We start from the raw sequence: 14675 nt of genomic DNA, 5'->3' as shown, positions 1-14675 counted from the left end.
TTAAAATCAGCAACTAACAAGCATAAAAGATTGGCCTAAGCCTTGCTATCTCTACCTTGACACGCAGTCAGCAACGAACCTGCAAAGTAGAGAAGTCTAATGCCAACAAACAACCATAATAATTTTGATAATAATGCGCTAGATAGCGCTATTCGCCCAGCAAGAGAGCAGCGGATCCCTGTAACCCTTGTGCCAAGCAGGGCTCAAAGCAGTAAGATCCATATTCGTCAGCAGAAAGGCGACTTTCAAAAAATACGTACATCAATGAATAGCCTACTAGTAGCGCTATTCTTCCTGCTGCCTTTTATCTCTTATGAGGGGCGTCAGGCCATTCTCTTTGATCTTAATCAGCAGCAGTTTTTCTTCTTTGGTACCACGCTCTGGCCCCAGGACTTTACCATTTTGGCTTGGGTATTTATTGCCGCCGCATTTTTACTCTTCTTTGTCACTGTTTTCTGGGGGCGAATCTGGTGTGGCTATCTATGTCCACAAACTGCATGGACCTTTATCTATGTTTGGATTGAAACTCAAATCGAAGGAAACCGTAATAAACGAGTCGCCTTAGATAAGGCGCCTTGGAGCAGTGATAAGCTCAAGAAGCGACTGTTGAAACACTATGCTTGGGGGGCTATAGCGCTACTTACAGGTTGCGGTTTTATCGCCTACTTCGTGCCCGCACGGGAACTCTACCTCAATATTTTTAGCTTTAACGCCAGCTTTTGGGTCACAACTTGGGTGTGGTTTTTCGCCATCTGTACCTATCTGAATGCAGGTTGGATGCGTGAGCAGATGTGTCTTCATTGCTGTCCTTATGCGCGTTTTCAGTCTGTGATGTTCGACGCCAATACTAAAACGGTTACCTATAATGCCGCGCGAGGAGAAAACCGTGGGCCACGCAAGCGTCAACAAAATCCTTTATCTGCCGAAAAAGGGGCGTTAGGCGACTGCGTCGACTGCAACTTATGTGTAGAGGTTTGTCCGACAGGGATCGATATTCGTAATGGTCTACAGTATGAATGTATCGACTGTGGTGCCTGTGTCGATGCCTGTAATCAGACCATGGACAAGTTTGGCTATCAGCGTAACCTTATCAGTTATACCAGTGAGAATGCATTATCAGGTAAGGCTGAACCTTTTTATGAGTCATACAAGTTTATCGGCTATGGCGTTGCAGCCTTAATCATGTTGACTGTTATCGCTGTCGATATCTACAGCCGCAGTAATATTGAATTAAACGTGATCCGAGATAGACAGAGTCTCTATAGAGAGACCAATGATAATAAAATCGAGAACAGTTACACCCTGAAAATCCGCAATAAGACCCAGCAGACACGCCTGTATCGTATTTATGTCTCAGGTAATAACAGTTATCGCTTAGTGAGTGAGGCTAACCTTAAAATCCTGCCTGGCGAGCAACTTGATTACCCCGTTACTGTGGTCGCCGAACCTGAGTTACTAGCCGATAGCCGCAATGAGATCACCTTTACCATTGCCGAGCAGCATAATTATGGCCAAGCCTCACAGCAGTCTAGCTTCTTCACGCCGATTTAATGGGTTAAAAGAAGGTACTAGGTTCTAGGGCGCTTCGCTTCGAGAGCGGGCTGAGCCCTACTAGGAAGAGCAAAAGCATGACGGGCTAAAGCCCGACCTACAGAAGAAAATATGTTTCCCGGTCATTCGGCTCTTACCTTCTTTGCTTTAAAAGAAGGTCCTAGATCCTAGGGCGCTTCGCTGCGAGGACGGGCTGCGCCCTGCTAGGAAGACCAAAAGCATGACGGGCTAAAGCCCGACCTACAACAAACACCGCTTTTCCCTGCTTTTAACCGGCTTTTCCCATCTCGGCTTTCAAAGAAGAAACTAGATCCTAGGACGCTTCGCTTCTAGGGCGGGCTTCGCCCTGCTAGGAAAATCAAAAGCATGACGGGCTAAAGCCCGACCTACAACAAACACCGCTTTTTCCTGCTTTTAACCGGCTTTTCCTGTCTCGGCTTTTACCGTCTTTGCTGTTTGCCTTTCCTAGAACCTGCTTTTCCTAGTACCTAGAGCCTTTATTAACTTTCCCATCTTTTCCGTAAGCGCAGCGTTCCGTAGTGACGAAGTCACGTTCCCTAGGCCGCAGGCCGTTCGTCTTTGCTTGTACCGTCTTAGCTCTTCCTAGAACCTAGCACCTAGAACCTAGAACCTTTCTTAGCTTTTCCGTAAAGCCGCAGGCCGTCCGACTCTTACCTTATTTCAACTTGCCCCATTGACCTTTGGACATAGATCACACTAATCTAAACGTCTGTTTGATTTTTAAGTAAGCATAACAATCCAAATAATAACTAAATCAGATAAAAGGTATTTCAATGGCATACGATTCAGACTCTAGGCTCGACCTATCCCGTTACTCTTCTCTTATCGATCTGATCGAACTGGCCAGCGCCCGCTATGGGGATAAAGCGGCTTATTCGTGCCTAGGTAAAGAAACTAGCTTTAACGAAATCAATCGCTATTCTCGTCAGTTCGCTGCTTACCTACAACAAGAAACCAATCTTGTACAAGGCGATAGAATTGCCATTCAGCTACCTAATATCACCCAGTTTGTAATCGCCGCTTACGGCGCTATCAAAGCTGGCATGGTGTTAGTAAATACCAACCCACTCTATACCCAACGTGAGCTTATCCATCAGTTTAATGATTCGGGCGCGAAAGCCTTAGTGGTACTGTCAGACTTGTTACCGAGCTTAACTGAAGTCGTGGCTAACACAGGTATCGAAACTGTCATCTCAACCCACGCGATGGACTTAATTGCCCCACAGCCACAACCTGAAGTGCCGTTCGAAACCGTGCCTTTTTGTGATGTGTTAGCAAAGGGAGAACAGCTTACCTACGCGCCAGTGATCAGTGTGCTTGGACAAATTGCAGCGCTGCAGTACACAGGCGGCACAACGGGTCTTTCAAAAGGCGCCATGCTCACCCACGGTAATTTAATCGCCAATGCGATGCAGATTAAGTCACGCTTAGGCAGTCGTATTGTCGAGGGAGAAGAGATCTTCGTTGCACCGCTGCCTGTGTACCATATCTACGCCTTCATGGTGAACTTAGTACTTTATTACGAGCGCGGCGGCTGCTCAGTTTTAATCCCAAACCCAAGGGATATTTCAGGACTGATTTCGACCCTATCAAAGTATCCTTTTACTGGTTTTGCGGGCCTCAATACCCTGTTTGTCGGCCTATGCCACCAGCCAGAATTTAAGGCGCTGGATTTTAGTCACCTAAAAGTAACCATCTCTGGCGGCACCGCGTTAACGCAAGCTGCCGCCTCTATTTGGCAACAAACTACTGGCTGCACCATCTCTGAAGGCTATGGTCTATCAGAAACCTCTCCTGTGGTATCCCTTAACTCTCCGGGGCTTGAGCAACTTGGTACCATAGGCAAGCCGGTTATCGCGACCCAAGTAAAAATCTTAGATATGGACGATAATGAAGTGCCTATCGGTGAAACCGGTGAGCTTGCTGTATTTGGTCCACAGGTGATGCTAGGGTATTGGAACAATCAAGCAGAAACCGACAAGGTGATGACCCGAGAAGGCTACTTTAAAACCGGCGACATTGCGGTGGCGACGGCAGATGGTTTTCACAAGATTGTCGATCGTAAGAAAGATATGATTATCGTCTCCGGCTTCAATGTTTACCCAAACGAAGTGGAAGATATCTTATCTAACCATGAAGCTATATTAGAGTGTGCCGTAATTGGGATCAGTGATGACCATAGCGGTGAAGCGGTGAAAGCCGTAATCGTACTCAATGATCCCCATGCCGACAAAGAGCAGGCTAACACTCTAATAAAAGATTACTGCCGTAAGCAACTTACCGCTTATAAGGTACCAAAGTTTATCGAGTTTGTTGACGCCTTACCTAAATCTACCGTAGGCAAGATTTTAAGACGCGAACTACGTAAGTAACTAAAAAGCGACACCTGTAACACAAAACAAAAAGGAGCCTAGAGCTCCTTTTTTGCTTATTTTCTTGTACTAGTTTTGCTTGACCCAAATAATTTGTTCAGTGGCAAAACCTAGGCTTTTAGCTTGGCTGACAAACTGCTGTTTAAGCCCATCATCAACCACAGGAGTACGCGATAAAAACCACAAGTAATCACGGTTATAACTGGTGATAAACGCATATTGATAAGCAGCTTTATCTAACTCATAAACCACATAGGCACCATAAAAAGGTCCAAAGAAAGACACCTTCAAATAGCCAATATCAGCACTATCCATAAAATAGGCTTTGCCTTCTGCTTGCTCCCACGCTTGTTCCTTTGCCGAAAAACCACGGTTTATGACTTTAACGCCGCCATCATCTTTCATCGAATATCTAGCTGTCACTCGGCTTAATCCTCGCTCAAAACTATGATCGAGACGGGCGATTTCATACCAAGTTCCAAGATAACGGGATAGCTCAAATTGCTTCACAGGCTCGATATCCGCTGGCAAGCTTGTGCAGCCAGTAAGCAAGAAACAACAGATTATAAGTAGCCTTTTCACATTTTCTCTCCGCTGTTTATCCCTTTTATTTACGCCTTAAATACAAAGAAGAATCACCTCCGCCTCCTCTCCCCTAACAAAGAAAATAGCATTAACCAAGCCGCAGCGCTTAAAACTCCCCTCTCATCACAAAAACCAAATAAAGGCGCTAAATGCTCTGCTACCCCCATGCATTTGAGCGAAAAACACACAACACTATTAGTTTAAATGCATATTATAAAAATAAGGTTATCGCTATGCGTATGCTATTCGCTATCCCCATTACAGCCATATCACTGTTTACTGTGGGCTGCGGTGGTTCTGACTCATCATCCCCTCAAGAAGATCCCTTACTAGGTACACTAAACATCGCTATTTCAGATGCGCCTATGGCACATGTCGATAAAGTCGAACTCGTGCTCCAAAAACTGGTTATGACTGATTCTTTAGGGAAGCTGCATCAATATGATCTAAACAATCACCACCTTGATTTACTCAACTACCAAGGGATGGAAAGTCATCTAGTTGTCGAAGGACTTAGGGTACCTGCCGGTCATTATAAAGATGTCCATTTTATTGTAGCCGATAAAACTGACAGCTATGGTTGTAGTATTGAAAACAGCAATGGACGACATCCGCTCAACATAGAAGAAAGCCGTTTGCCCTTGCATGACTTTGTGATTGACTCCAAGCAAATGATGTCAATAACTATGGAGATCAATCTTTACCAATCTATGCACTTAACCTCTGGCGAATACCACCTAAGCCATCGAGGGGTTTACTCTGTTGATAACCGAGAGATGGGACACCTTATAGGAGAAGTCGACCCCCAATGGATTGCGGACTGTGAAACAAAGCATATAGATAAAGCTCCTCTTGGTAGCCACTTCACTCATATGGCTTATCTTTATTCTTCAGATGTTACCCATCTAGAGCAAATGGCAGACATTAGCCCTACCCGAACAGATAATAAGCACTCCCCGTTTGCTGTGAGTCCTATTCATCAAGACCATCAGGGGAACTGGTCTTTTTCGGCAGGCTTCCTTCCGGCTGGTGAATACCGTGTTGGTTACAGTTGCTTAGCTCACTTAGATGACCCCGCTACAGATGACATAAACCAAGGGGAATTTAGTCTATTTAGCGAGGCAGGTTTAGTGAATGTAGCCGATGACGGCCAGCAAACCCATCACCAATGTGGGAATGGACATGGCGGTCATGGGGGCCATGGCGGTCACGGATAAGCCCCCCAGCCCATGTTAGCTGTCATCAGTTAACAGCTGCAAGCTGGCAAACTCTTGGTATAGCTCGCTGCTTTGCATGAGCTCGCCATGGGTGCCGCTGGCGACAACTTGGCCCTTATCTAATACCAAAATGCGATCAACATTGATAACTGTCGCTAGCCTGTGGGCGATAATCAAGGTGGTTTTACCTGCCATCAAGCTGTCGAGAGCCTGCTTCACTTTGTGCTCACTCACCGCATCTAGGGCGCTGGTTGCTTCATCTAGCAGCAAGATCGGTCGGTCGGCTAATATGGCACGGGCGATGGCGATACGCTGCTTTTGACCACCGGATAGGCGTACGCCTCGCTCACCTAAGTAAGTCTGATAACCATCGGGAAATTCACGAATAAACTCATCAGCTTTTGCGGCAATACAAGCTTGCTTTACCGCATCTTCGCTAGCATCGATACGGCCATAGCGCACATTTTCAAGCACGCTGGTGGCAAAAATCACCGACTCTTGTGGCACTAAGGCATACTGCTGACGTAAGGTTTGCGGTGTGAGCTTGGCGATATCGACACCATCAAGTTCGATTACCCCGCTATTAAGCACGTAAAAGCGCTGCAGCAGTTCGAAGAGGGTGCTTTTTCCCGCGCCACTTGCACCGACAAGCGCCACGCGTTCACCGGGCTTGATATGAATATTGAGGCCACGAATAACTTCATCTTCACTGCTAATATAAGGAACTCGCTCAGGGCTGTTTATTCGCTCAAGGCTGTTTATTCGCTCAAGGCTGTTTTCAAGCTCAGGGCTGTTTATTCGCTCAAGGCTGTTTTCAAGCTCAGGGCTGTTAACCTGCTCAAGGCTGTTCGCATCTGTGCTATCGGGCTGGTTATCGTTCTGACTCATATTGCTATAGCTAAAGCGCACTTGCTTAAGCTCCAATTCACCACGAACAGGCGTAACGAGTTCAAGCGGACTATCGACAACCGGAATATCGATTGGAGTTTCAATCAATTCGATTAAGCGCTCAGTGGCTCCGGCGGCACGTTGAATTTCACCTATCACCTCACTAATAGTAGCCACAGAGCCTGCCACCATCACCGCATAGAACATAAAGGCTGATAATTCACCGGCACTGATCGCGCCGTTCATAACATCGTGGGCACCGACCCAAGTGACGAGTGCGATAGCCAAGATACTGAGGAACATCACAAGTGAAATTAATATCGAGCGGTATTTTATTCGACCTCTTGCCGCATCCATCACAGCTTCGACACGATGATTAAACAGAGCACGATCTTGATCCTCGTGAGAATAAGCTTGAACCGTATGGATCTCATGCAGTGTCTCATCCACATAGGCGCCTAAGTCCCCCACTTTATCTTGGCTTTTACGGGAAAGATCGCGCACTTTGCGACCAAAGAAGAAAATCGGCCCGAGAACCATAGGCACAGCCAGCAAGACTAACCCCGTCATCTTAAGGCTGGTGATGGCCATCATCACGATACCACCAATCACAGTAACGCTTGCTCTCAACATCATAGAGAGGCTTGACCCCACCACAGATTGCAGCAAGGTCGAGTCAGCAGTGAATCGGGAGATCACCTCACCGGTTCTCAGTTTGGCGTAAAACCCAGGAGAAAGCTTTAGCAGGTGGTCGTACACTTTCAAACGTATGTCTGCGCTGACTCGCTCCCCCAGCCAAGTCATCAAATAGAAGCGACAAAATATCGCGCTGCTACTGAGCGCAGTAATACCAATCACCAGTAAGATAATCTCATTTAAGCGTGAACCGTTATCTTTTAAGAAGCCTTCATCTACCATCAAGCGCACACCTTGGCCTAATGACAACCAAGCCAATGAGCCAATAAATAGGAAGATAATCGCGGTGATAACTTTAGTTCGATATGGTTTCAAAAAAGCGCCAATCCAAGGTAATACCGCACGTTTACTAACATGGGGAGCCGGTGATTGAGTGCTGTCAGTCTTAGACGTCGATGTATGAGACTCGGCTTTATCGACAGAGGAAGCGTTTTGATTCAATGCAATATCCCTAACCTTTACTCAGGTTAAAATGAAAACAACAGCAGAATAACAAAACCCGCGCAAAGGCGGGCAATGTTTATTTGTATCTGAATACGTTTATTACTGTGCAATCAATGATTGCCAAACAACAATAACTTGAGCTGCGAGCCTAATTAGCCGTTTCAGCCAACTCAATATCATCTTGTGCTAGATCGGCCTTAGGGGTGCCATGGTGGCCATCACGCTTCCAATCAACATCTAACAGCTCAGCTCCAGACAAGCTAAATGCTTGACCAAAACCTTTAACGTATAGCCCCTGATGTGGATTTAACTTAAATAGATTAAAGTCGCCTAACCCGGCTAAATTATCGATCATCTCACCAAAACGCGCCGACAAGGCCGCAACACCTTTAGTGAAGGTTTCGCTGTCGCGCGCCACTAATTCAGCTGTAGCATCAAAGGTCAAACGTTTACGGGCAAACACCGTTTTTGCTTCGGCCTCATCTTCTAGCAGCATTACAGACAACTGCTTTGAGGCTTTTAAGTTAGTACCATGACGCGCAAGCTCACTGACTAAAATATAAAAACCGTCATCAGCTAGAGCAAACGGCGCATAACTGGCATTGGGGACTCCGTTAGCATCTTGAGTTGCAAGCTGCAGTGTTGAGCGCTCAGCTTTAAAGGCTTCTATTTCTGGTAGTAATTTGTCTCGTAGTCGTTGCTCTTTTTCTGTTGTCATTGATCTGCTCTTTTAATTTAAGGTTTATTCGAATGGCTTAAGCGGTCTCGGTTAATACCTGTTGCTTCAATTCGTTAAAGCGGGCAACTTGCTCAGGCAGTAATACGCGTTTTTTGTCTCGGCCTAAGTAAACCTTAAACACCACTTCCCCCTGCTGACCAAAGAAGTTAATTGAATGGCTCTCAGTGCCCCTAAAGGGTTTGCTAATGAGGGCAATAGCAGTAATCACATCTAGCTTAAGGTGGCCATGTAAACCATCTCCTTTAGTGATTAAGTTGTAATAACCATGAGCATACTTGCCCTTGGGGAAACTGCCTTTGAATTCAAAAATACTGCCGGACGCTGACACGATTGTGGTCATATTTCCCCACTCTGGTAGCTCGGCTAATAACGCATCTTTCTCTGCTAAGGGTAGGATAGCAAGCTGCTCATCGGGCAAGGCAGACACCACTTCAAGCTCACTAATATTAAGCTCTTCGGCAATTTGACTGGGCATAGCTGCGGGGTTGTTTTCTAGATGCTGACGGATCTGTTCAACTGATACTGACATGGAAGATCTCCAATGAACTAAATAACGATTAACTAAGCGTAAGTTAACTAAAGTGTATTGACTAAGCGCTAATTAACTTAACGACAAAGAGGCCAACTCATTGATAATCCTGAGCTGCCCTCGGTTTGGCTTAACTTAGAAGTTATAGCGCGCTGACAATTTGAAATTTCTGCCTTGTTCATACAAGGTTTGCCACGCTTGGCGATATTCCTCATCACCGATATTTTCAACGCTAAAGTCGACTCGTAAGCCTTCAAATGTGCCCATGGCGGGCTCCCATGCCACGTAAAGATCCCAAAGCTTGTATGAGTCGTACTGGTTTACGTTATCAGTAGGGAGCTGATCTTGCTCGGCCACATAGGTAAAGCGGGTCCCTATCTTCATATCGCCTTCCATAATCCCTTGAGAAAGATCTATGCCGAATTTTTTAGCGGGAATATTTGATAAATACTCATCCGTTGCTTTGTCTTTGCCTTCTGTTTGGCCGTAATTCACGCTCAAGCGAGTCTGCTCATAACGGTAACGTGTTGAGAATTCAAAACCGGTTAGCTTGGCTTCATCAACATTGTCCCAAGAGGTGGTTTGTTCAAAGCCAGGGATCCCCATTAATGGATCTGATACAGATTGCTCGATAAAGTCATCCACATCATTACGGAACACGTTTAAGGTGATTGCTAGCTCGTCATTGCCCGCAAGGTTGGCAAAACGTAGATCGGCTTTAACCTCTTTGTTTTCTGCTTTTTCAGCTTTTAGATCGGGATTAATCTCAAAGGTGTTACATAGGCCATTTGGTAAGAAGCCCGGAATGGCAGGAATACAATAATGGGTGCCCGTTGAGTACATCTCTTCAATGCTTGGCGCACGGAACGCTTGATCATAGCGAGCGCTTAAGGTTAACCAATCAGTGGTTTTCCATACCAGACCAACAGAAGGTGAAAACGCGCTGTCATCCGATGACTGGTTAAGATTATTACTGTCATTTTTAAAGGTGTCGTAACGCACTGCGGCATCAACTGACCAGCTATCGCTTAACTCGATATCGGCACGAGTAAATGCGCCCCAAACAGTGGTATCCCCATCGATATCATCGGGACGCTGCCCAGCCTGACCACTATCGTCGCGGACGGTTTTAATCGAATCTTGATAGCCGTCAACACCGTAAGTTAAAACGGTATTAGCAAAGGTTGAGCTGTTATTTATGCTAAAACCTAAGGTTTCATATTTAGTGCTATCGAATTGGTTTTTAGTAACGCGATCTTCATCGTAATCGGTGCCGTTCCAATAAAGGGTGGCCTTTAAATCCAGTAGCTTGCTATCTGTCGGGTTTAAGCTGTAATCCAAGGTTACGTTGTTATCTTGGGTTTTACGCTTAACCAAGGGGACGGAGGTGCCCACTTCCGCGGCAGGGTTACTCGGCACCAATTCATCAATATTTGAAAAACGAGCCGACAGCTGTAGGCGTTGATCATCAGTGGGTTCCCAGCCAAATTTAGCTAGACCGCTCGAACCTTGTGACGCGCTGTTTTCAAGAGTTTGATCATTACCTATCTTAATATTGTTACTATCGTAATAGCTGCCATTTACTAGCCAATCAACACCCCCTGCTGACTGCGTATCTGTTAAACCGTAAATCGCGCCACTGGTTTTAATACGGTCGCCATTTGATTCATAACCTTGCTTAAGGTAACCACCAAAGCTGTCTTCTTCATCCAAGAAGTCTGCTGCCGATTTGGTATTTTGCGCCACAACACCACCAATCGCCCCGCTGCCCCACAAGCTACTAGCAGGACCACGCACCACTTCAACCGAGCTCAAAAGCTCTGGATCCATAAAATAGGTACCACGATGGCCTGAATTTGTGTTTTGGCGGGCACCATCAATCGTTTGTAAAACCCGTTGGCCGCCAAGACCACGTATTTCAACCCCTTGAGATGAAGCGCGTGGACCATTGGTCACATTAACATTCGCCTCATTTTTCAATGCTTGAGCAACCGATGCTGGTTGCGACTCTTGCAATTGCTCTTCACTCACCACTGCGACGCTACGGCTGGTTTCCGAGGTCTTTTCGCTCACACGAGTCGCGGTGACAAGTACTTCATCAAACTCGGTAACTTGCTGCTCACTCGTTTGTTGAGTAGTGGCAGCGAATGCCCCCGAACTTAGAGCCATTGCCATAGCGACTACAACAGGCTTCTTGGTCATTTTTCAATCCTCAAGGTCAGTATCAATAGCGCCTCATGAGTATTTCATTCTCTGGAATGAAAAATTGAGGCTGCCACTTTGTCATTTTTCGGCACTTTACCTGAGACAAAAAAATAGATCAAATGAAAATCATTATCATTTGCGATCTCATTCAAGCTGATATATCTTATGTAGACACTATCGACACTGACTTAGCTAACCATTTGTAAACAATGTAAATATCAGTCTTAAACGTCAAGTTTGTAAAGATGTAAACATTGCTTGCAGATTGATTAGTAAGTACTAATACGACTCTATTGAGTAAGAACTTTCAGTCATGACTCCTAAACGTTATTTTGCTTTTGGTTGTTTAACGATTTTAATTCAAGGCGGCGTACTCGCCTCCCAAAATAGCCAACCAGAACTGCAACTCAATTCTGGTTCTGCGATGGGATCGAGCCAAGCTGTCAGCCTCTCTATCGCGATGCAAGCAAGCCAAGCGCCTACAACGCCCGAGCAAATTACTGAGCCTGTCAAAACTAAGGCTAAACCTGCGCCGCAACCTCAAGAGGTTGCCAAGGCCACAGCGAAACCCCAGCCAATCGCCAAGCCTAAAGCCATTGCACACACTCAAGCTAAACCGCTCGCCCCTAAGAAGGCAGTAACTAATAAGCCAAAAACGCTAAAAGAACCGGCGAAGAAGCCGACTCCAGTCAAGCCAATTGAAAAAACACAAGAAAGTGTCGTTGAAGCACAAGCAAAGCAACTTTCTCACAACCAACTAAAGGCTGACGCAAAGCAAGGTATAAGTAAGCAAGCCATTACATTAAGCCAACCCACTTTTGCCGCACCACCGAGCCAACCCCACTACCCAAAAAAAGCACGTAAAAAGGGGTTTCAAGGCACTGCGACCGTGGAGGTGATGTTTAACCAGCTTGGCGAGCAACTCTCGCTCACCTTGGTGGACAGCTCCGGTTACCGATTATTAGATAAAGCCGCGTTAAACGCTGTCGAGAAGTGGCAATTTGCCGCACCTACTCCACAAACCGCCTACGCCTATACGGTTAGGGTACCGGTTAGATTTGCGCTTAACTAACCATAAATGAATCGCTTTTACTTAGCGCAAAAGCGCCATACACAAACAGTAGCTATTAACTATGCCGCCAACGTATGGCGTCGTAATTTTCAGTTTTTTTCTACTAGTTGCGATACCTAAGTATCGCCGAGGACACTCAATGACTCAGCCTCTATATCAACAGCTTTCAGAGCAACTAGGCTATTTAGCTTGGCCTTTATTTATCTGTGCTTTTATTAGCCTGATGATCATTTTGGAGCGACTAGCATTAATGCTTTATGAACTGCCTAAACGTGATGTCTGGTTAAATCAACTTCGCCAGCAAGCACGGAGTGCGACACCCGAGCAGCGCCAACAATTAATGACTCAAATCAGCCAAGGGCGCAGCATGCTAGCTAAAGGAACAGCCCTACTCCTTAGTCATGCAGAGCAAGCGAGACCAATGCGCGAAGAGATTGTTTCACTCTGGCTCGTTAAGCAAAAAAGCAAACTGCTTTCAGGTTTAAAGATTTTACACATCATAGGTGTTATCACCCCGCTACTTGGTTTACTCGGAACCGTTTTGGGGCTCATCGAGATGTTTAATCAGCTTGGCCTATCAGATGGCCCGGTGACGCCGTCGCAACTGGCATCAGGTCTTGGTCTTGCGATGAACACCACCGCCGCAGGCCTGATTATCGCCGTGCCCGCTATCACTATGGCACACCTGTTTACCCTTTGGGCAGAACGCCGCTGTAACAAAATCGCCCATGCCTTAAACCTGCTTAACCTATGGCTTGACGGGTTTGATCAGGCGCTAAGTATCGGCAGCGACTCTGTGGCTCAACTGTGCTCAAAAGCGGCCACCTGTAAAGAGGCTCGCTGTCAATCACAAGCAAGTATCCCAACGGCCACCCAGCAAGCCCCAATAGGTGGACACGCATCATGATTAGTGCCGGCTTGGATGATAGCTCACAAGGGTTTGGACTGGATCTGACACCGCTTATCGATATCATTTTTATCGTACTCGTATTTTTGCTGTTAACAGCAAATACCCAATTACTCACCTTACCCGTTGATGTCCCCACAGAAGCTAAGTCAGAGCTTTCTGCACTCACTCAAGAAAAACATATCGCCATTAACGTATTGCAAAGTGAGCCTCACTGGGCTCTTGAAGGTAAAAGCTACGCCGACTTTGCCGAATTTGAAGTGGCGTTCATTAACCAATTTAAGGCTAACCCAAAGGCCAAGGTCGTGATTGCCGCAGACAAAACGGCTCCCGTACAACCCTTGATGACTTTGCTGGCGGCGATGCAAAGACAAAAAATTACCAATACTCAGATTTTGATGGAGCCTTAGTTAATAAAAAACCAATAAGCCACACTCAACATAAATTTGTTGTTTCCCCCCAGATTCGATGAGCGGATTGAGCCGCTTATCCACTAATGACTAAACTGGAGTTCTTAATGCTAAACAAGATGGTTAAACAATCCGTTGCCAGCGCGGCGTTATTATCAATGGTGACACTGAGTTTCCCTTCACTCGCCCATGATGACCACTCTCATGATGGTGCTGCGAGCCAAACAGAAAGCGCTCGAGTTGTCAGTGCTGGCGCAGGTGTCACTGAGCTCATTTTTGCATTGGATGCTGGAAATGAACTGGTCGCAGTCGACTCCACTAGCCAGCTGCCACAAGGCGCCGAAGATATCGCTAAGCTTGGCTATCACCGCATGCTCAGCGCCGAAGGTATTTTAGTCTTATCTCCCAATCTCGTGCTGGGGACTGATGCCATGGGGCCAAAAACAACCTTAGATGTATTAACTGGCGCCAAGGTGAAGGTGGTTCAACTGCAAGATGCCAAAACTCAACAACAGCTATTAGACAACATAGCTCAGATGGGTGAGCTACTGGATCGTCAATCTCAAGCGCAAGCACTACAAGCAGACATCCAGCAATCGTTTAAAGATCTCGAACAAAAACAACAGCAAATCGCCAAACTAGGTGATGCACCTAAAGTGCTATTTTTACTGCTTCAAGCAGATAGACCCGCCCGAGTAGGCGGTGATAACACCGCTGCAGACATCATTATCAAGCTAGCAGGTGGCAACAATATCGCCGGATTTAGCGGCTATAAGTCAGTATCCCAAGAGGGGATCTTATCGCTGCAACCCGATGTTATTCTTATTTCAAATCGCTCTGACAAGGCAATCGAAAACCCGATTGACGACCTACTAAAGCAGATGCCACTGCTTGCCCATACACCCGCGGGGAAAAATAAACAGATCCAATCCCTAGAGCCACAAGCCTTATTAGGTGGCCTAGGGATCAGTTCCATCGCTGCCGCAGACAAATTAGCCACTGATTTTATAAGTGTAAAGCAATACTAGCGCTTTCAATG

Annotated in this window: 12 protein-coding genes; 7 read left to right on the top strand and 5 right to left on the bottom strand. The window is 46.1% G+C overall.

Going from position 1 to position 14675, the window contains the following annotated elements; translation table 11 throughout:
- The first annotated feature begins 99 nt into the window (after positions 1-99).
- A complete protein-coding gene (gene ccoG, locus K5Q92_RS02315; protein ID WP_220767444.1) occupies positions 100-1551 on the top strand; it encodes a cytochrome c oxidase accessory protein CcoG in 1452 nt (483 codons plus the stop codon).
- Positions 1552-2345: 794 nt separating this feature from the next.
- Positions 2346-3944, top strand: coding sequence for an AMP-binding protein (locus tag K5Q92_RS02310; RefSeq protein WP_220767443.1), 1599 nt, complete (start codon positions 2346-2348; stop codon positions 3942-3944).
- A 69-nt stretch (positions 3945-4013) separates the two neighbouring features.
- Here the strand turns inward: K5Q92_RS02310 and K5Q92_RS02305 are convergent, their stop codons facing one another.
- Positions 4014-4526: a lipocalin family protein gene (locus K5Q92_RS02305; RefSeq protein ID WP_220767442.1), complete on the bottom strand. Its 513-nt coding sequence runs from the start codon at positions 4524-4526 to the stop codon at positions 4014-4016.
- 236 nt (positions 4527-4762) lie between these two features.
- Between K5Q92_RS02305 and K5Q92_RS02300 the strand changes: the two genes are divergently transcribed.
- The gene (locus K5Q92_RS02300) at positions 4763-5746 is read left to right on the top strand and encodes a DUF4382 domain-containing protein (protein WP_220767441.1); all 984 of its coding nucleotides are present in this window, start codon (positions 4763-4765) and stop codon (positions 5744-5746) included.
- Positions 5747-5761: 15 nt separating this feature from the next.
- On the opposite strand, the gene K5Q92_RS02295 is transcribed toward K5Q92_RS02300, so the two are convergent.
- The 4 genes from K5Q92_RS02295 to K5Q92_RS02280 form a co-directional block, all read right to left on the bottom strand.
- Positions 5762-7657 (bottom strand): ABC transporter transmembrane domain-containing protein, encoded by a 1896-nt coding sequence (locus tag K5Q92_RS02295; protein WP_374758431.1) that lies wholly within the window; start codon positions 7655-7657, stop codon positions 5762-5764.
- 265 nt (positions 7658-7922) lie between these two features.
- Positions 7923-8492: a heme utilization protein HutZ gene (hutZ, locus tag K5Q92_RS02290; protein ID WP_220767439.1), complete on the bottom strand. Its 570-nt coding sequence runs from the start codon at positions 8490-8492 to the stop codon at positions 7923-7925.
- A gap of 37 nt (positions 8493-8529) precedes the next feature.
- Positions 8530-9042: a heme utilization cystosolic carrier protein HutX gene (hutX, locus tag K5Q92_RS02285; protein ID WP_220767438.1), complete on the bottom strand. Its 513-nt coding sequence runs from the start codon at positions 9040-9042 to the stop codon at positions 8530-8532.
- Positions 9043-9177: 135 nt separating this feature from the next.
- Entirely contained in the window at positions 9178-11211 is a 2034-nt protein-coding gene (locus K5Q92_RS02280; RefSeq protein ID WP_374758430.1) for a TonB-dependent hemoglobin/transferrin/lactoferrin family receptor, read from the bottom strand.
- A 349-nt stretch (positions 11212-11560) separates the two neighbouring features.
- On the opposite strand from K5Q92_RS02280, the gene K5Q92_RS02275 reads away from it, so the two are divergent.
- The 4 genes from K5Q92_RS02275 (at position 11561) to K5Q92_RS02260 (ending at position 14664) form a co-directional block, all read left to right on the top strand.
- The gene (locus K5Q92_RS02275) at positions 11561-12319 is read left to right on the top strand and encodes an energy transducer TonB (protein ID WP_220767436.1); all 759 of its coding nucleotides are present in this window, start codon (positions 11561-11563) and stop codon (positions 12317-12319) included.
- A 139-nt stretch (positions 12320-12458) separates the two neighbouring features.
- Positions 12459-13226, top strand: a complete 768-nt coding sequence (locus K5Q92_RS02270; protein ID WP_220767435.1) for a MotA/TolQ/ExbB proton channel family protein — start codon at positions 12459-12461, stop codon at positions 13224-13226.
- Entirely contained in the window at positions 13223-13636 is a 414-nt protein-coding gene (locus K5Q92_RS02265) for a biopolymer transporter ExbD (protein ID WP_220767434.1), read from the top strand. The genes K5Q92_RS02270 and K5Q92_RS02265 overlap by 4 nt, the downstream gene beginning before the upstream one ends.
- A 107-nt stretch (positions 13637-13743) precedes the next feature.
- The gene (locus K5Q92_RS02260) at positions 13744-14664 is read left to right on the top strand and encodes a hemin ABC transporter substrate-binding protein (RefSeq protein ID WP_220767433.1); all 921 of its coding nucleotides are present in this window, start codon (positions 13744-13746) and stop codon (positions 14662-14664) included.
- Positions 14665-14675 lie beyond the last annotated feature (11 nt).

The sequence above is a fragment of the Shewanella sp. MBTL60-007 genome, assembly GCF_019654915.1.
GTDB lineage: Bacteria > Pseudomonadota > Gammaproteobacteria > Enterobacterales > Shewanellaceae > Shewanella.
This window is presented reverse-complemented; position numbering and strand designations above follow the sequence as displayed.